Consider the following 24,578-nt stretch of genomic DNA (forward strand, 5'->3'; position numbering starts at 1 on the left):
TCACAACTTGCTAACACGACGGTCGGCGTCGGTCATCCCAAAAAGGCGGCCACGGCATCCGCAATTTCACTCTTCTGGGAGGGGTGAAACCAGCGGATTTCGGGGTCTTTTTGAAACCAAGTGCGCTGCTTTTTGGCCAGGCGCGAGGTCGACTGCACGATGCGATCCTCGAGCTCTTCTCGGGGGAACTCGCCGCGCAAAAATTGGACACATTCCCGGTAGCCGACCGCCCCGAGCGGCTCCCATTCGCCCTGACCTTTGCCGATCAAGCCTTGAACCTCATCCAGCCATCCGTCTTGAAGCATCCGGCGCGTGCGTTCACGCAGAATTTGGAGGTGCTCTTCACGCTCCATCCGTAAGCCCAGCTTCAAAAGCGGATCGGGAAAGCGCGGGCCCGAATTTTTGTGCGCCTCTAAAAGTGACGTCAGGCTTTGGCCCGTCGCCTCGATGATGTCGAGGGCGCGCACGACCCGGTAATGATCGCGCGCATGAATCCGCGCCCCCGCCACGGGATCAAGGGCTTGCAGTCTTTGATGCAGCTTCGCCTCGCCGCCGGGTTCGGCGATTTCGGCCTCCAGGCGTTTCGCCGTTTCGGGATTCGCTTTCGGGATCTCGAGAATCCCCTTTTCGATCGCCTGAAAATAGAAGCCGGTGCCGCCGACGACGAACTGCGGACGCCGCTGCGGCCGGTGTTGATTGAGCAACTCGAAGAAATGGCGGTTGTAGTCCCCGGCGGTCAAAACCTCGGGGTACTTCACGAGATCAAACAGGAAATGCGGCGCGCGGGCGCGCTCTTCCGCGGTGGGTTTCGCCGAGCCGATATCGACGCCCTCGTACATCTGCACGCTGTCGGCGTTCAGGATGTCCGCGTGATGAAGTTCGGCATTGTCGAGCGCACGGGCCGTCTTGCCGGTTCCCGTCGCGCCCACCCAGAAGACCACCTTCACTTGCGGCGCCCGAACTCACGTTCGAGTTCTTCCACGCTCCAGCGCACCGACACCGGGCGACCGTGCGGGCAGAACTGCGAAAACGGAAACTCGTCCATCTGCTCCAGCAGCGCGCGCATCTCGTTCGAGCTCAGCGCCTGTCCCGCGCGGATCGCCGAATGGCAGGCCATCGTCGAAAGGATCTCGTGCACGGCTTTTTCGAATTCGAACGAGCCGCCCTGGCGCAGAATATCGTCGGCGATTTTTTTGAGCAGCTGCGGGAGCGCGGCCTCTTTCACGAGTTCGGGGATCTGCACGATGCCGATCGTTCCGGGTCCGAGTCCCTCCCACTGCAGCCCCATTTTTTTGAAGCCGTCCTTCACGAGTTCGAGCGCTTCGATCTGCTCGGGCGACAGATCCACCGCCAGCGGGAACAAAAGCGGTTGCGCCGTTCCCTTCCCGTCCTGCCACGCGCGGTGCAGGGTTTCGAACAGAACGCGCTCGTGGGCCGCGTGTTGATCGACCAGGCACAGTCCCTGATCGCTTTGGCAAACGAGATAGGTCAGATGCGCTTGGGCCAAGACCTGAAGCCGTGCCCAGGTGCCCGCAGCCTTGGCGGGAGCCGGCGCGATGGCCGTCGGCTGGGGCACGGACGACTGAAGCGCCCCCGGCTGAAGCGCGGACGACGAGACCGTCGAGTGCGCAGCGCTCGGCACGGACTCGACGATCATGTCGACACTCGCGAAGCCGGACGTCGCGGGGGTCACGGCCGATGGGGCCGAAGCCCCCGGCTCAGGCGCCCCCGACTGCGGCGCCCCCGGCGCAAAATTCGGTTGCGAGGCGCGGGCGCCGGACATGGCGGGTTTCGCAAAGAGGGGCTCGTCCGACACCTTCAGCGGCGAGTGCAGATCCTTCGTCTGGTACTGCACGCGCGAAAGTTCCGCCGAGTCGAAAGCGAGGGTCTGCGGAATCTCAGGTGCGTCCACGCGGACCTGGTTGCGCGGCTTCAGATGCTCTTCCAGACCGCGGCGAAGCGCGTGGTGGACGAAGCTGAAAATCAAGTTGGGCTTCAGGAATTTCACCTGGGATTTCGTGGGGTGAATGTTCACGTCCACCTCGTCGGTGGGAACGTTCAACTTCAAGACCGCCATCGGATACTCGCCATGCATAAGCGTTCCGCGGTAAGCCTCGACGATCGCGGCCTGCAGGGATTTGTCTTGCACGGGGCGCCCCTGCACGAAAAACCACAGGGCCCGACTGGTTTTCTGCACCAGATGCGGGTCCGAGAACACGAGCTCCAGCGACATGCCGTCGCGCTCGGCCAGGGTATGGCACAGACGATCCTCGCCGAGCACCATCTGCACGCGTTCGAAGAAATCCTTCGCGGCGGCGACGTAGAAATCAAGCTCCCCTTCCACGCGGAAACGGAATTCGATGGTGGGATTCACGAGCGCGATGGATTTCACCATCTGCCGAATCGCCGAAACCTCGGCCGAACCCGATTTCAGAAACTTCAGACGCGCGGGCAAATTCGCGAAGAGCTCGCGCACCTCGATCGTGGTGCCCACGTCGTGCGACACGCTATCGAAGGGCTGCTCTTTTCCGAAGTGCGCCTCGATCTGGTAGGCCTCTTTCGCGCCCTGACGTTTGGACAAAACCCGCAACTTCGAAACGGCCGAGATCGAGCTGAGCGCCTCGCCGCGAAAACCGAAGCTCGAAAGCTTCCAAAGATCTTCGGCACTTTTGATTTTCGAGGTCGTATGTCGCTTTAAGATCAACGCCAGATCGTCGCGGTGAATGCCGTGGCCGTTATCTTTCACCGAAACGCCACGTCCGCCTTCGAAAACATCCACGGTGACCGAGGTGGCGCCCGCATCAAGGCTATTTTCGACCAGCTCTTTCACCAGGTGCGAAGGACGCTCGACGACTTCGCCAGCGGCGATTTGATCGATGACGGTTTCCGGTAAAGCCAGGACTCGGTGGAGTTCGGTGGTGCTCTTCATGGCGGGTATTCAACCCGATTTTAGAGCCGGGTCAACGGGAAGGGGGGCTCTGCAAAGCCGTATTGGATGATGCGAATTGGAAAGCCACGGAGAGGCCGTAATACTGCTGCTTTTCCCAGAAATATTGAAAATCCAGACGCGTCGCAAAGCTTCCGAAGCGCTGGGAAGCCCCCACGTTGAACTTCATGCCCACGGCCATGTCCTCCAGGCTGTAGAACTCGTCTTTCCCCGCCACCGGCAAGGTGACGCCGAACTTCGAAAAGCGGAACATCGGGCCGAAACCGAAAAACGTCATCGTATTCGGTCCGTGGGTGCGGGGCGCGACCATCATGCCGTCCAGGATGAACAGAAAACCTTCCGTCCCCCGCGCGGTCGCCTGCTCGTAATACTTGGGCGCGGCGGGCGACAGCTGCACGTTCAGCTCCGTCGGTAGCCCCTCGATCAAAACGTCGTTGCCCGTCGCTTTGAAGCCGATCGTGAGCAGATTGTCGGTGGGTCGTAGTCCCATCGTCTCTTCGCGGTAGCGTAGCATCATGAAGCTCACGCCTTGGAAATCCTGTTCGTCGAAGGCTTTGCGCGCGAGCGTCCCGCCCGCGAGATGCGCGCCTTCGTGGACCTGTCCTGCGGGCGCGGCGGAGGGCTGCTGCGGCGGCGGCGGTTTCGGTTTGGCGGCCGACTTGGCGGCTCTTTCCGCCGCGCGGGCCTGCGCGCTCGAGACCGGCTTGATGTCGGCGTCGGTCACGTACCCGATCCGCTCTTTACCGATGCGGACTTGGTAGAAGGCGCCGTAAATGCGTTTGGAAATCCACCACGTCGAGCCCAACCGCACGCGGCCGATGACCTGCTGATCGAAGTTCGGTCCGGCGTAGACGTCGGCCACGGGGACGACGACGCGGCCTTTTTGCATCTGCGAATTGGGATTGGCGTTCGTGGGGCGAGACGGACGCGGCCTTGTCCCCTGCGCGAAGCTCGCGGGGGTTCCCCACACGAGCGCGAGCACGAACGCGAGTCCCGCGAACCGAACCCCCGCCATCAGGTGGAGCTCCAGCGGATCTGCCAGACCTTGTAGAAGGCCTCAAGGACGATGTTCAAAGACATCTTCGACTGCCCCACGCGACGATCTTCGAAAACGATGGGTGATTCGACGCCCTTGCAACCGCCACGAAGCGCGCGGTACTTGAGTTCGATCTGGAAGCTGTAACCGTTCGAGGTGACCCGGTCGAGTTGGATCACGTCGAGCGCGCGACGGGTCCACGCATTGAACCCGCCGGTCCAATCATTCACCGGATAACCCAAAATGAGGCGCGAATAAAGACTGCCTCCGCGCGAGATGATTTTGCGCAGGAGTCCCCAGTTCACCGTTCGTCCGCCGGGGACGTAGCGCGAGCCGATCACGAAGTCGACGCCGGGTTGGAACTTCGCGAGGATGAGCTTCAGATCTTCCGGTCGGTGGGAAAAATCCGCGTCCATTTCGACGAGCGTGTCGTAGTTTTTCTCAAGGCCCCATTTGAATCCCGCGATGTACGCGCGGCCCAAACCTTGTTTCTGCGCGCGCGAGAGCAAATGAATGCGCGGATCCTTCGCGGCCTCGGCTTTCACGAGCTCTCCCGTGCCGTCGGGTGAGCTGTCGTCGATCACCAAAATGTGAACTTCGGGATTCACGTCGAGCACCGCTTTCATCAGCGGCTGGATGTTCTCGCGTTCATTGTAGGTCGGCACCAGGATCAGGCTTTTCATAGGTGGATCCCAGTATCGGCCGGGGACCTGTGGGGATCAAGTCTTCAAACTTCGCGCGACAGATTTTGGCCTTTGTGTCGCCGATCTTCGGGGGTGATTCGGCGCACGGGGATGCTGAGCGGACGGCCCAGCAGCGCGCGTGGATCGTTCTTGCGGGCCGCCAAACGGATTTTGACCTTTTCGGCGGCATCTTCCGGTTTGCGCGAATACAAAACGGGATCAAACCCGCAGTGGGGGCACGGGATCGAAACACGCCAGCGCATCTGCACGAAGATTTCCGCGGCGACCACGAAGGCACCGAAAATAAGCAAACCCCGCCCATCAAAACCGCCGAAGACGGCAGCCGTGATCGCGGCCGCGCCGAGCGCCGAACCCGCGAAGTCGATCACGCCGATATGGCGTTTGCGATGAATGTGACGGGGGCTGCGACAGAAGGCGCACAGCACTTGGACCCGCGAATGGAAAAACTTCTTCATCTTGATCTTCAGTGTGCCCGCAAAGAGTCCAGAAACGGAAGCCCGGTTTTGCGAAGAATCGCGTTTCGATTACACTGAAAGCCTATGGCAAAAAAACTCGCACGACTTTTCACCCTCGCCCTTGGTCCGGTCGCCCTGACGGCGGCCCTGTTCGCGCCGACATTCCCCGCGCACGCGGCCGAGGACGGTGTCGAAGAACTCTCGTACCAAGATCTCGTGGACCAGTTGAAAGCGAAACGCAAAAAGGTGACCGCTCCCCGTCGCACGAATCAGCTCGACGAAATCAATCTGCACGCCTCCATCGCGATGGCCGCATCGTTCAACAACTATCGCGTCAGCGATCGTTCTCTGAGCCGCGGGATGAACGGCTTTCAGATCGGTCTCGGCATCGATCTGTTCTCGCCGCAGTGGATGGCCGAGCTCGCGCTGCGCAACTTCGGCACGCGCGAATCCGGAACCGAAACGCACGCCCTGCGCGAAGTCGACTTGAAGGTCATGCACCGTCAAAGCCTGGGTTCGAAGCTGGGATTCCGCGCGGGCACGGGTTTGTCCACGCGCTATATCCGTTTCACCGATCCCGTCCACAACGTGAGCGTCAGCGAAGAGTCGCCGAACCTCATCGTGGCGGGGGGCCTCGATTCACTTCTGACCGACCGGGTGAACATCGGCGCCGAGATTTCCTTGCGGACGGCGCTCGTCGATCAATCGCTGGATCGCAATTCCGCCGATCTGATGGTGCGACTCGAAACCTCGTTTTGACAAGTTAGCCCACTTCCGACCATGATGGCCGTATGCTGAAGCAGCTGCTTACGCCGTCCTACATCAAGAATTCGCTCCAAACCTACGTGCGCTATTTGCGTAACCCCATTCAAGGGATCCAAGAGCTTCCCGACTGGAGCTGGCCCGAGCTCTTGTTCCAGATCGCGGGCGTGACGGCGGTTACGGGCTGCGCGGCGGGCCTCGTACAGACAAGTTTCGCGTCCACCGTTTACGGCCTGATCATGATTCCGGTCATCTCGATCATCCTGATCCTGATCGGCGCGGGCTTTTTCTACTACTTCTTCCAGATCTTCGCGGGCCAAAGCCTTTCGATGCGGAAGATGGTCACGGTTCTTTTCTTCGCGAACATTCCGTTTTTCCTGTTCCAGATCGCGAGCGAGTTCTTCCCGCCGATCAGTCTGATCGGCCTGGCATTCACGGGCTTCATCCTGATCGCGGGACTGACGACCCAGTTCGGGCTGCCCCGCCGGCTCGTCGCGCGCTCGGTGATTTTGGTCTATTTCCTGTTCATGATGGTCTGGGCCTGGAGCCGCCTGGACGCGATCCGCTTCGAGCGCTCCATGAACGAGTCCCTACGGGCCCCGCCCGTGCAACTGGGCGAATAACACCGATCCGCCCCGCCGATTTTCGGTCCATTTTTCAATGCCGTCGAGCACGCTTGGCGATCCCCAAGGCCCCCTGGTACTTCCAGGGTCCCTGGAGGTTTCATGCGCTCACTCGTTCTGCTGTCGGTTTTGATGCTCCCCCTCTTGAGCTTCGCGAACCTGTCGCGCCCGACGGGCACCATGAGCGCGCTGGACCAGAGCGTGCGCGAGTGCGTGATGCTGAAGTACACGGGTGCCATCGATGGCGAGGCCGGCTCTCTGTCGATGAAATACGAGGACATCAACGAGATGAGCTTCACCTTCAGTGAGCCCGGTTGCCGCTGGACGGTGACGGGTCACGCGAAAGTCCCCACGCCGGGCGGATTCTCGGCCTACACCAAGTGGTGGGTCTGCGTGAATCTGGACGCGAAGAACGAGTTCGTCTCGAGCTTCATCACGCACAAGCGTCTGTATTTGAATTAATCAGGTGATTGAAAGGGGATGTTTCACATCCCTGGTCCATTGAGGATGTTTCACATCCCTTTAAACCGAAAGCCCTTCTTCTCGAAGATCTGTTTGATTTGGTCGCGCTTGTCGCCCTGAATCTCGATGAAACCGCGATCGGATTCGACCTCGAAAGTGCCGCCCGTGCCGCACTTATTCTTCAGTTCCTTGCACAGCTCTTTCAAAAAAGTCTCATGCCGCGGGAGCTGGTCGATGACCGTGACGGTCTTCCCGCCCCGCCCACCCTTTTCGATCCGAAAGACGGCCGTGAACGAACCGGGCTGAATCATCTTCTCGGGAACGTTCCCCGGCTTTTTCTGCGCCGCCGCCGCGATCTTCGCCTGATCCTTCGGATCGTTCGACCACACGAGCCCCGTATTCCCGGTCAGCGATCCGAGGCTTCCCAAGCCCTGTCCGGTTTTCGTTTTATTCGAAGACATAGGGTCATTACTCCGTTTGAATCTGTGATCTCGCGCCCTGAGAACAAAAAACCGTGCAACTTCCGAATCGGGAGTGATCTCGTTTTACGGCTCGACGGCCAATCCACCGCGCTCTCGCCAGCGGATTTTACTTCCGGCGCCGGAAGTAAAACTGAACCGATTCTAAAGAAAAGTCGTCCCTTCAAGAACCCCTAGCTTCAGCGGCTGCCGAATCCCGGACAAGACCGAACGAAGCCGGCAACTCGAAGCACGTTCATGGCACCGACGGCGCCACGTCCTTCCCTACACCGAAGGCGTCGTCGCCACTCCGGTGGACCCGAAGCCACCCGCGCCGCGAACCGTCTCCGACAGCTCTTCCACGAACTGGAACTCGGCCTGGTAAACGGGGCACAGCACGAGCTGCGCGATCCGGTCTTGGTCCTGGATGGTAACGGCCTCTTGGCTCAGATTGATGATGATGATCTTCACTTCGCCGCGGTAGTCGGCGTCGATGGTGCCGGGCGTATTCAAAAGCGTCAGCCCCTGCTTGATCGCCAAACCCGAGCGCGGGCGCGCCTGGATCTCGAAGCCCTCGGGGATCTCGAAGCTGAGTCCCGTGGGCACCAACACCCGCTCGAGAGGTTTCACGACCATGGGGGCATCCAGCTGCGCGCGCACGTCAAAGCCCGAAGCCAACGCCGTCTGGTACTTCGGCGCCTCCCCCCGGAAATGCGGCCAGGTCTTCACTTTCATCGCGAAGGTTTGCAGTTTCGTAATCATGGTCATCCCCCTAATCGATTCTGAGGCGGCCCTTGGCGCGCGCCCCTTGATACCACTCGTGCACGCTCTCGGCATTCGCACCGACGAACAGCACGCCCAAATCCTTGTCCCGCCACTGCTTCAAAGCACGACGGATGTCGGCCTCGGTCACCTGGTTGATCTCTTCGATCACCTGCTGCACGGGCCGGTAAGCGCCGAAAACCATCTCATTGATCGCCAGTGAATTCATGCGATTTTCGACGTCTTCCGCCCCCAGTCGGAGCGAACCCTCGATCTGACGCTGATAAAAGCGGATCTCGCGTTCGGTCATCCCCTTCTCGGAAAGCTTCAGCATCGTGTCGAAGACCTCTTCCACCACGTCCGCCATCTTCGCGGGCGCCGCCGACGCGCCGATATTCATCATGCCCGCATCGGTGAAGGTGTGCAGAGCCGAATAGATCGAGTAAACCAGACCGCGCTTCTCGCGCACCTTCTGGTACAAGTGCGAGGTCATCCCGCCGCCCAGCCATGCGTTGATCAGAAAGCTCGCAAAGCGCGACGGATCCCGAAACGACGGACAAGGCACGCCCATCAACAAATGCAGCTGCTCGGTCGGACGATTCACACCCATGGCGAAGCCCTGAGTTTTCGGCGCGCGCCGCGCCGGCATCCGGCCCGCACTCGGCTTGCGGCCGAAAAGACTTTCCACCTCGGCCACGAAATCATCGTGATCCAAAGCCCCCGCCGCCGAGATGATCAGGTGTTTCCCCTGATAACGTTCGCGGTAGTAAGCGACGATATCGGAAAGTTTCATGGCCGCCAGGGACTTCTCGGTCCCCAGAATCATTTTCCCCAGTTGATGGCGCGGGAAGATTTTCTGCAAAAATAAATCATAGGCGAGATCTTCCGGGTCATCCCCCGCCATCAAGATCTCTTCCAGGATCACTTCGCGCTCTTTCTCGAAATCGCGCGGTTTGATTTTCATATTGGTCACAAGATCGGCCAAGACATCCAAAGCCAGTCGCCAGTCCCGTTGCAAAACGGTGGCGTGATAGCAGGTGTACTCGCGCGTGGTGAAGGCATTGAGCTCGCCGCCAACCTCTTCCAACGAACGCGCGATCTGGTAGGCCGAACGTTTCTTCGTGCCCTTGAAAACCAGATGCTCCAAAAAATGCGAGATCCCGTTCAGCCCCGCATCTTCGTCGCGCGTCCCGGACATGACCCAGACCCCGATGGACAACGACTGCACGAAGGGATGGTGTTCGGTCACGACCCGCACGCCGTTGGACAGCGTGGACTTCTGAAAACGAACAGAGGCCGTCGCTTCCGAACGGCCTCTGGTCTTGGGCGCTTGTTTACGCTTCAATTCGTCGTCCTTTCGCCTCCGTCAGTGGAGGCGTCAAAACAGATTTTTAGTGCTGGTCAGCCAAGGCCAGCACCGAAGTGCTGGCAATCAAGAACCAGCCCCTTAGTGCTGGTCTTTCGAAAGCAAAACCTTACGCGACAGTTTCACGCGGCCCGCACGGTCGATATCGAGGACTTTCACGTCCACGTCGTCGCCTTCATGAAGAACATCGGTCACCGAACGCAAACGCTCGTGCGTGATCTCCGAGATGTGCAGAAGACCTTGAGTCCCCGCCATGATCTCGACGAACGCGCCGAAGTCCGTGATCTTCACGACTTTGCCTTTGTAGACCTTGCCGACTTCGGCTTCCGCAACGATGTCTTGGATCATCGCGATCGCCTTTTTCGTCGCCAAAGGATCGGCCGAGGCGATGTGGATCTGACCATCATCTTCGATCTCGATCTTCACGCCGGTCGCCTCGGTGATGCCGCGGATGACTTTACCGCCCGCACCGATGACTTCGCGAATCTTGTCGGGATTGATGCGGATGGTTTCGATGCGCGGAGCGAACTCCGAGATCTGACCACGGGGCACCTTCATGACTTTTTCCATCTCGTTCAGGATGTGGATACGGCCGTCTTTCGCTTGCGCGAGGGCCTGATCCATCACTTCGAACGAAACGGAGTCGATCTTGATATCCATCTGCAGCGCCGAGATCCCGGCTGCCGAACCCGCCACTTTGAAGTCCATATCGCCCAAGTGATCTTCATCACCCAGGATGTCCGAGAGAACCGCGAAACGGTCGCCCTCTTTGATCAGACCCATCGCGATTCCCGCGATGTTGTGCTTCACGGGAACACCCGCGTCCAAAAGCGCCAAGGCACCCGAGCAGACCGTACCCATCGACGACGAACCGTTCGACTCCAGAACTTCCGAAACGACACGGATCGTGTAGGGGAATTTCTCGTGGTCCGGCAGGGCGATCTTCAACGAGCGTTCCGCCAAGTTCCCGTGACCGAGTTCGCGGCGCGAGTTTCCACCGAAACGACCGGTTTCTCCGACCGAGTACGGGGGGAAGTTGTAGTGCAGCAGGAAGCGGCGCTTTTCCAGACCCAGGAGCGAATCGATGAACTGTTCGTCATCGCCGGTTCCCAAAGTCACGGTCCCCAGAACCTGAGTCTCACCGCGAGTGAAAAGGCCCGAACCGTGCGCGCGGGGCAGGAAACCGACTTCGCACGCGATCGGACGGACGGTGACCATGTCACGGCCGTCGATCCGGTGCTTGTCGTCCAGAATCATCGAGCGCGCGGTCTTGTACTTCAGATCTTCAACGATATTGCCCAGCTCTTTTTCACGCTGCGCTTTGAGTTTGTCGTCCGCGATCGTCGCGACGAATTGCTTCTTCGCTTCGGCTTTCGCCGCATCACCGGCCGCGTAACGCTCACCCTTTTCACGGATGCGCAGAGCCGCGTGGATCTTCGGTGCCAGGAACGCTTCGACGGATTCACGGAACGCAGGATCGATCACCGCGGGCGTGAACGCACGCTTGGGCTTCGAGCCCGACTTTTCGCGCAGTTCTTCTTGCGCATTCAGGATCGGAATCAGCGAGGCATGACCGAAGCGCAGGGCCGCCATCGCGTCCGCTTCGCTGACGAGTTTGCACTCGCCTTCGACCATCAAAAGACCCACTTTGGTTCCCGCCACGATGATATCGAAATCCGAACGCTCCATTTGCTGGGGCGTGGGGTTCGCGATCAGCTGACCGTCGACGCGACCGACTTGAACCGCCGCGATGGGACCGTCAAAGGGAATATCCGAAACGTGGAGCGCGCTCGACGCACCGATCGAAGCCAAAATTTCGACGGGGAAAGCGCCGTCCGCCGAAAGAACGGTCGCCACAATCTGCGTTTCGTTGCGGTAGCCTTCGGGGAACTTGGGACGAATGGGACGATCGATCAGACGTGCGGTCAGAACCGCGTTTGTCGTGGGCTTACCTTCGCGTTTGAAGTAGCCGCCGGGAATGCGTCCGGTCGCGTAGAATTTTTCTTGGTATTCGACCTGCAGGGGGAAGAAATCGAGAGTCGATTCTTTTTTCGAAGAGACCGCGGTCACGAGAACGATGTTGTTACCGCAAGAGACCAGTGCCGCACCATCGGCTTGTTTTGCGAGACGTCCGGTCTCGATGGTGATCTGCCGTCCGCCGACTGAAGTCGTCACGGTGGTTTTCATTCAAACTCCTTTTGCTTTCCGCCGTTCCCGATTCTTTGAGGGCTCGGCCAAATTATTCTCACTCTTAAATTCTAAAAAGGAAAGTCGGACCCGCTAGCCGCGGGCCCCCTAAAACAACAGACCCCGTCGTGACGGGGTCCAGTTGCCAAGCGAAAGCTTACTTACGGATTTCGAGTTCTTTGATGACCTTTTCGTACGACTTGGTGTTCGTGCGCTTGAGGTAATCCAGGAGTTTACGACGGCGACCGACCGCACGCATCAGTCCGCGCACGCCGTGCACGTCTTTTTTGTGGATCGAGAAGTGCGACGACATTTCGTTGATCCGCGAAGTCAGCAGAGCGATCTGCACTTCCGACGAACCGGTGTCCAGTTCGCTGGTCTTGAACTTCTTAACGATCGCTTCTTTTTGCAACTTGGTGACTGCCATTAAAGCCTCCGATATTTCGGAACTCGAGGACCTTTGTGGCCGCGAACTTTTCAGAACGAAAAGTTCATCGGAAAAAACCCCAGCGACCGTCATGGCTGTCGATCGTTCGCGCCTTTTTCCTGAGTTGTCCTGAGGTCTTACTGAAGGCTCTTCAAGGGGTCAATAACGAAAAACCCGGCGCAGAGTAAAGCCCTTGCCGGCCTCTAAACCGATCAAAGCCAGGATCTGCCCGTTCGCATTCAGAACTTGCACTCCCCGGTCCTCGCCGGGCTTAAAGATGCGGATCAGCTGGGCTTTGAGGTCATGCGAGATCTGCCCGTTCGAAAGCAAATGAGCCATATTCCCCTGCGCCCGGACGCTTTTCCACTCTGAAAGCGCCTGGTTCATAGGCACGAATCCCTTGCTCCAACGGTCCTCGGCCACCATGTTCTCGAGCTGCTCAAACGTGACGGCGTCCCCCAGCCGGTGGGGCTCCGAGACGGTCCGCCGAAGCGCCGTCAGATGGGCGCCGCAGCCCAACCGCTGCCCCAGCTCATGCGCCCAGGTCCGGATGTAAGTGCCCTTGGAGCATGAGATGTGGGCCCGCAAAGTCCCCGGCGCCTGCCCCAGGATTTCAAGGTCAAAAAAGTGCATGGTCTTCATCGGCGGGGTGAAATCTTCCCCCCGGCGGGCCCGGTCCATCAGCTTCTGGCCATCGACTTTGATCGCCGAAAAGGCCGGGACGGGAAGCTCCATCTCGCCCACGAAGCCCCGCGCGGCGGCCTCGATCTCGGCTTCGGAAACCTCGATCGGCTTTTCCGAAACGACCTCGCCCTCGGCATCGAAAGTGGAGGTCGTGATCCCGAACCGCACCTCGAGTTCGTAGCCTTTGTCTTTTTCCAGAATGTACTGGGACAGCTTCGTCGCCTCGCCCAACAGAAGGACCATCAGTCCCGTCGCCATGGGATCGAGAGTGCCCGAGTGACCGATGGACTTCATATTCAGAATCCGCCGCGCACGCGCGACGACGTCGTGGCTGGTCCAGCCCGCGGGCTTATCAAGAAGCAGAAGTCCGTTTTTTTCCAACAAAGGGAGCCCTATTCGTCCGACGTCTCCGTCGATGATGCGGGCTTCGATGCCCCGGATTTTTGCGTATCCAAATCCTGGAGGATGCGGTCGATCTCGATGATCCGCTCACTGGTCTCATCACGCATGAAGGTCAGGCGCGGACAGTAACGCAGGCCGAGTTCGTCATTGATGTAACTTTGGATTTCGGGCGCGCGTCGCTGCAGCAGCTGCACGCCCTCTTTCTCTTCTTTTTCAGCGGCATTGAAGAAGCTGATGAAGACGCGCGCGGTTTTGAGATCCGCCGGCATCTTCACCATCGAGACCGTCACGAGTCCCGGCAGCTCGCCCTTATAGGCGCCCGCCAGAAAACGTGAGATCAAGGACTGAACCTCGCGCTCGACGCGGGCGACGCGGATGCCATCGCCTTTCATCTTATTGCCCGAGGCTCCGCCACGCTTCACGCTTCGGCTCCTGCACCAGGACCTTCAAGTGAACGCGCCACTTCTTCCTTGGTGTAAGCTTCGATCACATCGCCGACTTTAATGTCGTTGAAGTTCTCGATCCCGATCCCGCACTCAAAGCCGGTCGCGACTTCACGCGCATCGTCTTTGAAACGTTTGAGCGAGCTGATCTTGCCTTCGAAAACGATCTTGCCGTCGCGAACCAGTCGCGCCAGATTCGAACGCGCGATTTTTCCGTCGGAGACGAAGCAACCCGCGATCACGCCGATCTTCGGCACGCTGAAGGTGTTCCGCACTTCGGCACGGCCCATAACTTTTTCGACCACGTCCGGAGTCAACAGACCCGACATGATCCGCTTCATATCGTCCATCAATTCGTAAACGATCGAATAAGTCCGAAGCTCGATGCCTTTCGACTTGGCCGCTTGCGAAGCCGCGCCGTCAGGACGCACGTTGAAACCAACGATGATCCCTTTGGTCGTCGAAGCGAGCAGAACGTCGGATTCCGAAATCCCGCCGACCGCCGAGTGGATGATCTTCACATTCACTTCGGGAGTGGACAGTTTCGAGAACATCCCCTGAATCGCTTCGAGCGATCCGGCGACATCCGCCTTCAGCACGACCGCGAGATCCTTCACGTCGCCACGAGTGGCTTTCGCGAAGATCTGCTCGAGCGTCGCTTTACCGGTCACGCGGGCCGCTTTTTCGGCTTCGTCGCGACGGTATCCCGCCACTTCTTCCGCCGTTTTTTCATCGGCGACGACGTCAAACTTATCACCCGCTTGCGGCGTTCCGCCCAGACCACCGATCTGCACCGGCATTCCGGGTCCCGCTTCTTCCAAGCGTTCACCTTTGTCGTTCATGATCGCGCGCACGCGACCCGTTTGCGTTCCCGCAACGATGAACTGACCGACTTTGATCGTTCCGTCTTGGATCAGCACCGTCGCGACGGGACCACGTCCCTTTTCAATCTTCGCTTCGATGACCGCGCCCTTCGCCGAACGCATCGGGTTCGCGCGCAGCTCCGCGACTTCCGCGATCAGACGAATCTGCTCGAGAAGCTCGGGGATCCCGGTTTTCTTCAGCGCCGAAACGTTCACGAACATCGTGCTACCGCCCCACTCTTCGGGGACGACTTCATATTCGGTCAGCTGTTGCTTGATCTTGTCGGGGTTCGCGCCCGGCTTATCCATCTTGTTGACCGCCACGATCATGGGGACACCCGCCGCTTTCGCGTGGCTGATGGCCTCGGCCGTTTGCGGCATCACGCCGTCATCCGCCGCAACGACGATGACCGCGATATCCGTGACGTTCGCTCCGCGCGCACGCATGGCAGTGAAGGCCGCGTGACCAGGAGTATCGAGGAAGGTGACCTTATAGCCGTCTTCCAGCGAAACTTGATAGGCACCGATATGCTGGGTGATTCCACCCGCCTCGCCCGAAGCCACGTCGGCTTGGCGAATCGCATCCAGCAGCGAAGTTTTACCGTGATCGACGTGACCCATGACGGTCACGACGGGCGGACGAACCACCGGTTCCGCGTCCAAATCACCGAACGCGGTTTCCGCGACGAGATCTTGATCGGTTTTGAGAACCGATTGGGCTTCCCACTTAAACTCGGGCGCGATCAGCGCGATCGTGTCGAAATCAAGGACGGTGTTGATGGTCGCCATCACGCCGCTCTTCATCAGCACTTTGATCAGATCCGTGGCTTTCAGACCCATGGTCTGCGCCATATCCCCAACCTTCATGCCGCCTTCAACTTTAAGAACACGCTTGTGCGCGGCCGCAACCGTTTTAACGGTCGCCTGAGCGGGACGGCTGAGTCCGACTTTTTTCTTCTTCGGCTGGAACACCAGTTCGCGCTTACGGAATTCCGCAGCGTCGAACGTTTTCGGTTGTTCTTCCTTCTCACGTGCGCTGGCGGGATCGGTCGCGCCACCGGCACCGGGACGTTTTCTGTTATCGACGCGACGACGGAAGTCGTCGGCACCCATGGGCGGAAGATCCGGAGGGGGCGCTTGCTGGATGAATCCAGGGCGCAAATTCCCCTTCGGGCGCGGCGCGAAGCCACCTTCCCCGGGACGAGTCGGACGCGAGAAATTGCTGGGACCCCCGCCGTCTCCGCGAGGAGTCGGACGACCGGGAGGCGCCTGAACGCGCGACAAATCCATACGACCGACGATATTACGACGGGGCGCACTCGCCGCCACGTTACTGGCAACACCACTCTGGCCGATCGCGACTTCCTTTTTACGGGCGACGATCTTCGGTCCCGTGGGTGCGGCCGTTCCCGTCGGCGCCGCGGCGGCCGCCGGAGTTTCGGCAGCCTGTGCCGGAGCGTCCGTCGCCGCGGGCTTCGCGGTCTCGGCGGCCGGTTTGGCGGTTTCCGCCGGACGAGCCGTTTCGGGCGCGCGCGCTTCCACTTGAGCTTCGGGGACGACATCCGCCACTGCGGGAGCAGGCTTCGCCGCAACCGGCGCGGCCGCTTCGGCGGGGACTTCCGTTTTCAAGGCGCGGGCCGGAACGTCTTCGGTTTTCGCCGAGACTTCCGGAGTCACTTCGGGGGCGTCATCGACCGATTCAACGACATCGTCTTGGAGTTCGACCTCATCGGCCTTTTCCTCAACCGCTTTCGCCTTACGACGAACGACCGTGGCCGAAGATTTCGGTTTCGCCTCAACGGGCTCTTCCTTCGCGGCCGCCGCAGCTTTCGCCTTCACGGTGGTCACTTTCGGAGCCTTCGGCGCCGCTTTGGTCGCGGCCTTCTTGCGGGTCGCCGTTTTTTTCACGGGCTCCGCGGGCGCGTCCTTCGCGTTCATTTTCTCTTGGATTTGCGAGATGAGGTCGGGCGTCAGCTCGGCCATGTGGGACTTCACCGGAAGTTGCCACTCCCGAATTTTGTCCATCAGCGCGAGCGGGGTCATCCCCACTTCTTTCGCGTATTCAAAAACCTTCAAATTACTCACTCACGCCCCTCGCCGGTTTCGGCTTTCGAAGATTGTCCCGCCAGCTTCTCCATCTCTTGCTTCAAGCGCAGATCCGCCTGCGACTTGGAGTCGTTGCCGGCCTTGAGGACGGCTTGAGCTTGAGGGCTTTGCGGGATCGGGATGCCCTCGGTCTTGTACTTTTGGACCAATGCTTTCGCATCTTCCACAAGCTTTTCGGCCTTCGCCGGGTCGTCGTAACCAGGAATCGTCATGATATCCGCCGCCTGCGCCTGCGCCACCGACGTGAATGAACCGAAACCCGACTGGAAGATATTCTGCGCCATCGTTTCGTTCATGCCCGGGATGAGCATCAGGTTGAAGATCGATTCCGCCGTACGTGCCGACGCCGCCGATTCACCCAAGATGTCGATGCGCCAGCCGGTCAGTTTTGCGGCCAAACGGACGTTCTGACCTTTCTTACCGATCGCGAGCGACAGTTGGTTATCGGGGCAGACGATTTCGAGTTCTTTATTCTCTTCGTCCATGAAGATCCGCGAGATTTCCGCGGGCGCCAGAGCGTTGGCCGCGAAACGCGTGATATCTTCGTTCCAGGGAACGATGTCGATCTTCTCGCCTTTGAGCTCTTGCACGATCTGCTGAACGCGCGAACCCTTCATACCGACGCACGCGCCGACGGGATCCACCGCCGAATCGTTCGAACGCACCGCGATTTTCGCGCGGGCGCCGGGCTCGCGGGCCGCGGCCATGATCTCGACGATGCCGTCGTAGATCTCGGGAACCTCTTGTTCGAAGAGTTTCATCAAATAATGCTCGGTCGCGCGCGACATGATGATCTGCGGACCGCGCGTCGTCTGACGGACTTCGGTAATGTAACCCTGGATACGATCGCCGGGCTTGTAAACTTCCCCGGGGATCTGTTCGCGCGGAGGGATGAAGGCTTCGGTACGGCCCATGTCGACGACGATCGCGCCGCGCTCGACTCGACGAGCGATCCCCGAGACGACTTCACCTTTACGAGCTTCGAACTCATTGAAGATGATTTCGCGCTCCGCATCGCGGACTTTTTGCAGGATGATTTGTTTCGCGGTTTGCGCGGCGATACGGCCGAGGTCGGTCGCATCGAGTTTAATCCCGATCGAGTCATCAAGCTGCGCCTGGGGATCGAGCTTCAAAGCTTCGTCCAAGGGAATCTCGACTTCTTCATCGATGAATTTTTCGCGCTCGACGACCTCTTTGAACTCGAAGAGTTCGATTTCGCCGGTGTCGTCGTTGTAGGTCGCTTCGATCTCGCGGTAGGTGCCGTACTTTTTACGAGCGGCGGTCAACATCCCTTGCGTGATGGCTTCAACGATCACGCCCCGATCGATGCCTTTGTCTTTTCCGACTTGTTCAATCACGCGACTGAGTTCGGAGAACATATTGTCCGCCATTAGTGACCTACCTTCTTTTTGTGATCCTTGTTCTTCTTATTTTTCGGGTTCGCTTTCGCGCCTTCGGACTTCGTGTCGAGAGCGTCAAAATCGAAAACCGTTTTACCTTTATCAATATCCGACCAAACGATGCGGGTCGGAGTTCCCTCGACGTCCAACTCAACACCTTCGGTGTTCGTGGCGAGGAGTTTGCCGGTCAGTTGCTTCGCGTTCCGCAGCGTCGTCACCGGAAATTCCGGAGCGATCTCGCCGAGCGAGCGTGTCAGCTTGACCCAAGCGGTTTCGCCCACGGCCCCTTCAAAGTGGGAGGGCCGACGCAGCGGGCGCTCCAGACCGGGGGACGAGACCTCAAGACTGTAAGGCCCACCGGGGATCAGCGCTTCATCCGCATCGAGGATCTCGTTCAGACCCTTCGAAACGTTGGAGCAATCTTCGATGCCGATTTTGCCGTCGGGTTTGGAAATGAAAATCTGCAGCGTCCGACCCTGGCCGGTGCCGACAAATTCCAGATCGTAAAGTTCGACTGACTGGCGCGCGCAGACATCGGAAGCGATCGTTTCCAGCTTCGTCATCCACTCGTCCTGTAATGTTCTTCCTGTTTGCAAGATGCGAGTCCTCTGGTTTTTTAGCTTCCAGGGGATCGGCTTTCGATTCGAATGGACCCCGGAAACAAAAAAAGTGGGCTGGTGGGCCCACTTCATGCGCGAATGTCTTTCGACCTCGCCGCGAAGTTTCAGTGTTTTCGTTGTAACTGCGTCCTAAAGGCTTGGCAAGGCCTTCGTCATTAAGATCGCGCTTTGGCCAGGCCCGTAATAATGAGGCCTTTCGCCGACTTGAGTGAATCCCCAGTCCGCATAAAGGGCACGGGCCGGAGCGTTCAGAGCATGGACCTCGAGCCAGATCTCGGGCTTTAAGCCCGTGAAGTACTTAAAGAATTCCGGGCCTAACTCACGCATCAGGCCCTGTCTTTGATGATCCGGATGGGTCATCAGGACCAAAATCTCGACCGCCGCCCCGACGTCCGCCCAGAGAAGGGCCGCCCGGGGCTCATCCGCCAGCTCGCCAAAAACCCCCCGGCCGACCACCGCGTCCTTATATTGCTGGGCATTCCAATGAAATCCGGGCTGGTGCAGCCTTTCGATCCAAGACGCGATGCTCAGGACCTGGACGCTACTCAGGGGGCCATAGCGGCGGGGCGGGCTCAGAAGCCCCCCTCTTGCGGCGCGCCCAGGAAGCGGACGCGGTACTTCTTCTTCAGCACCTCGAACCACTCTTTGAGTTTTTGATCCGTTTTATCGCGCGCGAGGACCTCTTTGATCGATTTCTTAAACTGGTCGAAGGGATAGGGGCCGAACTTCGCGCGGTTCGCCTCGAAGTAGGCTTTCGCTTCGTCGTCCGACACCATCTGCGACGAGCCTTCGGATTTAAATTCCAGAAACGCGCGCGAACGGAGTTTGCGTTTCAAGATCAACTGCACTTCGCCGATCTCCGGCGCCCACTGCTTCCATTGCGGAACGATGGCGAAATCGATCATCAGGCGCGTAGAGTACTTCTGCAGATCGAGCTGATTCACCTCGGCCACCGCGAAGTTCTCGGCCTCGAGATTGATCATCAGATCGATCATCACGCGTGAGACTTGATCACGAAACGACGGACTCTCCAGAGACAAAAACCAGGATTCCTTTTCGGCGCGGCGGAGCGTTTCCGACGGACGATCTTGAATGGCGTACAGCCACTGTTCGATCACGCCCGACAGGATCACATCTCTTGAGGTCAGAATTTGGTCGCCGACTTGGCCGACCGCACGCACGGTCAGAATTGGCGGCGGCGTTTTCGCAACCGCGGTCGACGATGTCGCGGCAACACCCGACGGAGCCGCCGTGGCCGCGGGTTGTGCGACGCTTGTCATCGGAAGAGCCAAGGTCATCAAAAAGATCAGAATCCGTTTCGCCATCGCTCCCTCAGTGTCGCACATCCCACCCGCGACGCAAAGCCGTGGAGCCCAAGAACCAGGCCGACGCAGTGCCGGAACCCTGCGATATCCCCTGGGACACGCCCAAGGGAAGGGGTTTCGAGAGTGCACGGCGTATTCTGCGAGTCTTCGATATCGTATTCCGGTGCATTGACGAAACCGGGGTCTTCAAGCGACTTTGAACGAGTCGCGACACGGAAAAGAAAACAAACGAATACAGACTTTAAAACTCAAACTATGGAGCACAACATGAAACAAACTCTTCTTTCAACTCTGGCCTTGATTCCTCTTTTGATCGGCGCCGGCATCCCCGCTCACGCGAACCCTTCGACTCCGACGGACAAACCTATCCGCTTTGCGAAAGTCAAAGTCCAAGCGACGAAGCTGTTCAAGGAGCAGCAAGCCGATGGCACCTACGCTTACAAGACCGAAGTCATTTGTAACGTCACGGGAGTCGCCCCCGTCCTGGGCGCCGATGCGAAAAATCCCGAGATTGATCCCGCGAACATCATGACCTGCGATACGACACTGAAAATCGGACCGTCGCGCCTGATGCTGATGGGATACGTTGCGGAACAAAAAAATGTCGACATGTTCGGCGACGGAGTCCTCATGGACTTCAAGTCTTTCGGCACATCCGTTTGGGTGCAAACGAAGAGCGGCACTTTCGCGAAATCGCTTCCCCCGTCCATCAACGCGGTGGAACCCAACGCGCGGATGCTGGTGACGAATGTGTGGGGTGAAAACTTGAGCTCCGATCAAGACGGCGACCGCGTCCTTGAAGAACGCATCAACGTCATCTTCAAGTTTGAGGACTAAGCCGATGCTTCGCCCGAATTATCTCAGCCTGATTTTACTCTGTGGGGTGGCTTTCGCCGCCCCCCGGGCGTTTCCGATTTCCCGAGTCGGAAACTCCGTCATCGCAGACCCCGAATTGGGTTTTCAGGCCCAGATTCCGCCGAGCTTTTTCGACGTCCGCAACCTCGGCGATGGCGCCCTCCGCTTGACGGCCCCCCTCGCGGGCGGTGTCTTCTTCGGTCCCCACGCGACGACGAACGCGACGCTCGATCTCTACCGGCTGGCCACCGAGTATCCGGCCCTTCCCGACACGAGCCGCGACGGCACCCTCGCCTACTACCAAGGCCTTGGCGCCACGTGGACGCTCCTGCAGACTCCGGAACCCTGTGTCCTCGCGTTGAGCGCGGTCAACGGGGCGACGACGACGACCGTCCTGTCATGGGGTGAACGCAAGGGTGTGGTCATCGTGGGGGCGCCGCAAGCGCAGGTTCAAGCCGCGCTGGCGCAGTTGATCGGAAGCCTGACGCTCGACGGGGGCCGCTGCGTATGGAAATGACGACGCCTCCGGAAAACGCGCCCCGCCCCTCGATCTACCGTTACCGCGACTATCGCCGTTTTCTGGCCGACATCTACGCGTTCAAAAAAAGTCTGCGCGCCGGTTTTTCCTACCGGCGCTTTTCGCAGCTCGCGGGACTCAAAAGCCCCAACTACTTGCAGCTCGTCATCCAAGGACAGCGCAAGCTCTCGGAAGAGGTCGCCGAGGCGATCGCCACCGCCCTGCACCTCAGCGCGGACGAGAAGGCCTACTTCGTCGCTTTGGTCGGTTTCGAAAACGCGAAAACCGAATCCGGCCGCGAGAAAATGCAGGCCGAGATCTTTCGGCGCACCAAAAAGCTCGCCAGCCGCGAGATCCCACGCGCCCAAGCCGAGGTGCTGACGGAGTGGTACCATCTGCTCGTGCGCGAGCTCGTCGCGCTTCCGGACTTCGAAGCCTCGGGGGAGTGGATCTCGCGACGCCTGCGGGACCTCATCAGCGTGGCCGAAGCCGAGGCCTCGCTCTCGCTTCTGGAAAAGAGCGGCTTCCTTCGTCAAGAGAACGGCCGCTACCGGCAGACCGAGCCCGTGATCGATACGGGCGACGCGTTCAACGAACTGCAGATCTTGTCCCACCATCGCCGGATGCTCGAGACCTGGATGCGGGTGCTGCCACGCCTGGACCGCGACAAACGCGAGCTGGGAATTTTGAACATCCCGATTTCCAGCGACAAACTGCCCGAGCTGAAAGCCCGTATCCGTCGTTTTCAAGACGAGATCATCGGTTGGTTGGAATCCGAAACCGCCCCCGACCGCATCGTTCAGCTGGGGACCTACATGATCCCCATCACCGGTCCCGGCGAGGGGCATGAGTCCTAAGGACGGGACGGCGCTTCGCTGAGCCAGAGGTGCTGACGGCACTCATAACAATAGAGGCGCGGGAAATCCGACCCGAAATGAAGAACCGCGTCCTTGAGCGGCTTCCCGCACGACGGACAGTTCGTCCCCTGCAAGGACAACCGCCGCGTCTCGCGAAGTTTGACAAAAAAGTAGCCGAGACCGGCCAAGAAAAAGCCAGGCACGAGCACGAAATGCAAACCGGGAAGAGGGATCGAGAGCAGCGCCGCGGCCCAGAAGCCACCCAAAAACTGAAGTGCTCGCTTCATTCGTCGCGGCGACGACAAAAATTCGATTTCGTTGGTCACGAGAGTGGGAGTCGCATTTCCGCATTCGATCTGAAGCACGCGGAGGATCCTCAAAAGAGTCAAGAAGTGGTGGCCCCGGGGAGAATCGAACTCCCACGCCCGCAAAGGGCACTGGATTTTGAGTCCAGCGCGTCTACCAATTCCACCACAGGGCCACGGTCACGGCGGCTTTATTCAGTAAAGCCCACCAATTGGAGTCCTCAGAAATAGAGGGAGTTCGCGAGGAGCTCAAGGAAATTCTTACCCGCCTTGTCACAAGCCTCGTCACTTGCCCAAGACGTGTGCCACTCCACCCTCTTCCGCCTGAGACAAAAATTGACGCAGTGTCGAAGACTTAGCGATTCGGTCCATTTGCCCGTTTTTGGGCACGGCCGTTGCTCATGGGTCTTCCCGAGTTTCAAACACATGATCAAAGTCATTCGCAGGGGCGGGTGATTGTAAGGAGAGAGACTATGAAACGACTGGCTTTAATCGCCGTCCTCGCACTCGTGCCGGCATCGATGGTGCTCGCGCAGAGTTCATTGGATGACGAAATCAATGCGGAACTGGACCGCATGTACCAAGTGCGCAACTCGGCGCCCTCCGTACAGGTGAACGTCCAAGCAAGTCCGAATCAGAATCAATCCGCGGGGCAAGTGACCGATATTGGTCAGCGGACCGAGGCGAAAGCCGCGACCGTCACGACCACGGAAGTGGAAACCAAAGTGGTTCAGAAACAGCCCACGACCGTGATCGAAGCTTCGCCTTTGACCGAGTCGCGCGCGGACCGTCTGCGCAAAGCGCGCCAAGACGCCGAAATGAAAACCGAAGAAAAGCTGGTCGAGCGCATCGAGCACTCGCGCCTGGAAGACGAACGCCGTCGTGCGGAAGTCCTTTTCGGTGATCGTTTCAACAAGCTCATGAACCAGAGCGAGCAAAAAGCCGCTCAGGAAACCGAGCAAAAACAGATCATCGTGAACGAAAATTATGGCGTTCAAGGTGATGTCACGCAAGGTGCGCAGGCTTCGTCGCAGCAAACTGCGGTGCAAGAGCAAAAAGCGCAACCCGTGATGGTGGACGTGCCGGCGCAACAGCCCGTTTACGTTCCCGTACCGGTGATCGTGCAGCAGCCCGAGGTCAAAAAGGCCGAAGAGTCGCAGGTCGTGATCATCGATAAAAAAGAAGAGACGATCATCGACCGCGAAGCGATCAAAAACGAACTCCGCGCCGAGCTCGACTCGCATAAGAAAAACGCCGAACACGAAGCCGAGACCGAAACTCGTGGCTACGTGGCCGGAATGATCGGTATGGGCGATTTCCCCGACGTGCAGAACGTCCGCGGAAACTACTCGCTCGGTTTCGCGATCGGTACGAAGATCAACGACCGTATGTTGGTCGAAGGAACCTTCCAGTACTCGAACTTCTCGATCGAGCAGATGGATAGCGGCCCCTGGGGCTACGATCCCTACTACTCGCGTATCACCGAGATGGACCAGTACACGGGTTCGGGCGTGATCAAATATCAACTGCTCGGCGGTTCGTTCCGTCCCGTAGTTGGTGGTGTCCTCGCCTACAACTACCGCACGTTCTCGGATGTGCAGTTGGCTTTCGGTAACAACGATGCGTCCTCGCACGCGGTTGACGTCGGTCTGATGGCCGGTGCCGACATCGAAGTGACGCGTTCGTTCTCGATCGGTGCGGACGTCCGCTATATGTGGAACGTCTTCAACCGCTCGTCGAGCGACGGCTTCCAACGCCGTTTCTCGCAACAAGTGATTGGTACAGGTACTCCCATCGAAGAGTTGAATTACCTCAACTTCTCGCTCGTGGGTCGGGCAACGTTCTAAGGTTCTCTCTTTTGGGTTGGGAACTTCGGACCGCGAAATGCCCGATGGTTTGAAGTTCCTTGGGTTATGTGGTGGGCCCCGTCTAGATTGTCTAGGCGGGGCTTTTTTCATTGGACCGACGGCATTTTTATTCGTTTTTGCACGCCGGCCCTCCCCCGCCTTGCC

Annotated in this window: 25 protein-coding genes and 1 tRNA gene; 7 read left to right on the plus strand and 19 right to left on the minus strand. The window is 59.0% G+C overall.

Annotated elements, in window-relative coordinates:
• Positions 1 to 32: 32 nt before the first annotated feature.
• The 5 genes from miaA to KF767_09215 are packed head-to-tail and all read right to left on the minus strand — an operon-like array spanning position 33 to position 5,142.
• On the minus strand, positions 33 to 947 hold the full coding sequence (gene miaA, locus KF767_09195; GenBank protein ID MBX3018053.1) for a tRNA (adenosine(37)-N6)-dimethylallyltransferase MiaA: 915 nt from the start codon (positions 945 to 947) through the stop codon (positions 33 to 35).
• On the minus strand, positions 944 to 2,929 hold the full coding sequence (gene mutL / locus KF767_09200) for a DNA mismatch repair endonuclease MutL (protein MBX3018054.1): 1,986 nt from the start codon (positions 2,927 to 2,929) through the stop codon (positions 944 to 946). The genes miaA and mutL overlap by 4 nt, the downstream gene beginning before the upstream one ends.
• A gap of 31 nt (positions 2,930 to 2,960) precedes the next feature.
• Positions 2,961 to 3,962: a hypothetical protein gene (locus KF767_09205; GenBank protein MBX3018055.1), complete on the minus strand. Its 1,002-nt coding sequence runs from the start codon at positions 3,960 to 3,962 to the stop codon at positions 2,961 to 2,963.
• On the minus strand, positions 3,962 to 4,666 hold the full coding sequence (locus KF767_09210) for a polyprenol monophosphomannose synthase (GenBank protein MBX3018056.1): 705 nt from the start codon (positions 4,664 to 4,666) through the stop codon (positions 3,962 to 3,964). Before KF767_09210 ends, KF767_09205 begins: the two co-directional genes overlap by 1 nt.
• Before the next feature lie 44 nt (positions 4,667 to 4,710).
• Positions 4,711 to 5,142: a hypothetical protein gene (locus KF767_09215; protein ID MBX3018057.1), complete on the minus strand. Its 432-nt coding sequence runs from the start codon at positions 5,140 to 5,142 to the stop codon at positions 4,711 to 4,713.
• Positions 5,143 to 5,226: 84 nt separating this feature from the next.
• Between KF767_09215 and KF767_09220 the strand changes: the two genes are divergently transcribed.
• The 3 genes from KF767_09220 (at position 5,227) to KF767_09230 (ending at position 6,989) form a co-directional block, all read left to right on the plus strand.
• Positions 5,227 to 5,901 (plus strand): hypothetical protein, encoded by a 675-nt coding sequence (locus KF767_09220; protein MBX3018058.1) that lies wholly within the window; start codon positions 5,227 to 5,229, stop codon positions 5,899 to 5,901.
• Positions 5,902 to 5,933: 32 nt separating this feature from the next.
• On the plus strand, positions 5,934 to 6,527 hold the full coding sequence (locus KF767_09225) for a hypothetical protein (protein MBX3018059.1): 594 nt from the start codon (positions 5,934 to 5,936) through the stop codon (positions 6,525 to 6,527).
• A 102-nt stretch (positions 6,528 to 6,629) separates the two neighbouring features.
• The gene (locus KF767_09230; GenBank protein MBX3018060.1) at positions 6,630 to 6,989 is read left to right on the plus strand and encodes a hypothetical protein; all 360 of its coding nucleotides are present in this window, start codon (positions 6,630 to 6,632) and stop codon (positions 6,987 to 6,989) included.
• A 50-nt stretch (positions 6,990 to 7,039) separates the two neighbouring features.
• Here the strand turns inward: KF767_09230 and KF767_09235 are convergent, their stop codons facing one another.
• The 12 genes from KF767_09235 to KF767_09290 form a co-directional block, all read right to left on the minus strand.
• Entirely contained in the window at positions 7,040 to 7,450 is a 411-nt protein-coding gene (locus tag KF767_09235; GenBank protein MBX3018061.1) for a translation initiation factor, read from the minus strand.
• A 282-nt stretch (positions 7,451 to 7,732) separates the two neighbouring features.
• Complete coding sequence (gene dut / locus KF767_09240; GenBank protein ID MBX3018062.1) at positions 7,733 to 8,197, minus strand: dUTP diphosphatase; 465 nt, start codon at positions 8,195 to 8,197, stop codon at positions 7,733 to 7,735.
• 22 nt (positions 8,198 to 8,219) lie between these two features.
• Positions 8,220 to 9,554 carry an insulinase family protein gene (locus KF767_09245; GenBank protein MBX3018063.1) on the minus strand — a complete coding sequence of 445 codons (1,335 nt, stop codon included), beginning with the start codon at positions 9,552 to 9,554 and terminating at the stop codon, positions 8,220 to 8,222.
• A gap of 102 nt (positions 9,555 to 9,656) precedes the next feature.
• Positions 9,657 to 11,762 carry a polyribonucleotide nucleotidyltransferase gene (gene pnp, locus KF767_09250; protein ID MBX3018064.1) on the minus strand — a complete coding sequence of 702 codons (2,106 nt, stop codon included), beginning with the start codon at positions 11,760 to 11,762 and terminating at the stop codon, positions 9,657 to 9,659.
• A gap of 157 nt (positions 11,763 to 11,919) precedes the next feature.
• Complete coding sequence (rpsO, locus tag KF767_09255) at positions 11,920 to 12,189, minus strand: 30S ribosomal protein S15 (GenBank protein ID MBX3018065.1); 270 nt, start codon at positions 12,187 to 12,189, stop codon at positions 11,920 to 11,922.
• A gap of 159 nt (positions 12,190 to 12,348) precedes the next feature.
• The gene (gene truB, locus KF767_09260; GenBank protein MBX3018066.1) at positions 12,349 to 13,257 is read right to left on the minus strand and encodes a tRNA pseudouridine(55) synthase TruB; all 909 of its coding nucleotides are present in this window, start codon (positions 13,255 to 13,257) and stop codon (positions 12,349 to 12,351) included.
• Positions 13,258 to 13,265: 8 nt separating this feature from the next.
• Complete coding sequence (gene rbfA / locus KF767_09265) at positions 13,266 to 13,667, minus strand: 30S ribosome-binding factor RbfA (protein ID MBX3018067.1); 402 nt, start codon at positions 13,665 to 13,667, stop codon at positions 13,266 to 13,268.
• Between the two features lie 26 nt (positions 13,668 to 13,693).
• Positions 13,694 to 16,666 (minus strand): translation initiation factor IF-2, encoded by a 2,973-nt coding sequence (gene infB / locus KF767_09270; GenBank protein ID MBX3018068.1) that lies wholly within the window; start codon positions 16,664 to 16,666, stop codon positions 13,694 to 13,696.
• On the minus strand, positions 16,663 to 18,078 hold the full coding sequence (gene nusA / locus KF767_09275; protein MBX3018069.1) for a transcription termination/antitermination protein NusA: 1,416 nt from the start codon (positions 18,076 to 18,078) through the stop codon (positions 16,663 to 16,665). Before nusA ends, infB begins: the two co-directional genes overlap by 4 nt.
• Positions 18,078 to 18,650, minus strand: coding sequence for a ribosome maturation factor RimP (locus tag KF767_09280; GenBank protein MBX3018070.1), 573 nt, complete (start codon positions 18,648 to 18,650; stop codon positions 18,078 to 18,080). The genes nusA and KF767_09280 overlap by 1 nt, the downstream gene beginning before the upstream one ends.
• A 186-nt stretch (positions 18,651 to 18,836) precedes the next feature.
• A complete protein-coding gene (locus KF767_09285) occupies positions 18,837 to 19,163 on the minus strand; it encodes a GNAT family N-acetyltransferase (protein MBX3018071.1) in 327 nt (108 codons plus the stop codon).
• A gap of 116 nt (positions 19,164 to 19,279) precedes the next feature.
• Positions 19,280 to 20,032, minus strand: coding sequence for a hypothetical protein (locus tag KF767_09290; protein ID MBX3018072.1), 753 nt, complete (start codon positions 20,030 to 20,032; stop codon positions 19,280 to 19,282).
• Positions 20,033 to 20,299: 267 nt separating this feature from the next.
• On the opposite strand from KF767_09290, the gene KF767_09295 reads away from it, so the two are divergent.
• From KF767_09295 to KF767_09305, 3 genes are all read left to right on the plus strand, one after another.
• On the plus strand, positions 20,300 to 20,869 hold the full coding sequence (locus KF767_09295) for a hypothetical protein (protein MBX3018073.1): 570 nt from the start codon (positions 20,300 to 20,302) through the stop codon (positions 20,867 to 20,869).
• A gap of 115 nt (positions 20,870 to 20,984) precedes the next feature.
• Positions 20,985 to 21,404 carry a hypothetical protein gene (locus tag KF767_09300; GenBank protein MBX3018074.1) on the plus strand — a complete coding sequence of 140 codons (420 nt, stop codon included), beginning with the start codon at positions 20,985 to 20,987 and terminating at the stop codon, positions 21,402 to 21,404.
• Positions 21,395 to 22,261: a TIGR02147 family protein gene (locus KF767_09305; protein ID MBX3018075.1), complete on the plus strand. Its 867-nt coding sequence runs from the start codon at positions 21,395 to 21,397 to the stop codon at positions 22,259 to 22,261. The genes KF767_09300 and KF767_09305 overlap by 10 nt, the downstream gene beginning before the upstream one ends.
• Here KF767_09305 and KF767_09310 read toward each other — a convergent pair.
• Positions 22,258 to 22,626: a hypothetical protein gene (locus tag KF767_09310; protein MBX3018076.1), complete on the minus strand. Its 369-nt coding sequence runs from the start codon at positions 22,624 to 22,626 to the stop codon at positions 22,258 to 22,260. The two genes, KF767_09305 and KF767_09310, sit on opposite strands and share 4 nt — an antisense overlap.
• Before the next feature lie 28 nt (positions 22,627 to 22,654).
• Positions 22,655 to 22,742: transfer RNA gene (locus tag KF767_09315), tRNA-Leu, on the minus strand.
• A 297-nt stretch (positions 22,743 to 23,039) separates the two neighbouring features.
• Between KF767_09315 and KF767_09320 the strand changes: the two genes are divergently transcribed.
• Positions 23,040 to 24,413, plus strand: coding sequence for a porin family protein (locus KF767_09320; GenBank protein ID MBX3018077.1), 1,374 nt, complete (start codon positions 23,040 to 23,042; stop codon positions 24,411 to 24,413).
• Positions 24,414 to 24,578: the final 165 nt, after the last annotated feature.

It is taken from the genome of Pseudobdellovibrionaceae bacterium (assembly GCA_019637875.1).
Classification (GTDB): domain Bacteria; phylum Bdellovibrionota; class Bdellovibrionia; order Bdellovibrionales; family Bdellovibrionaceae; genus JAHBUW01.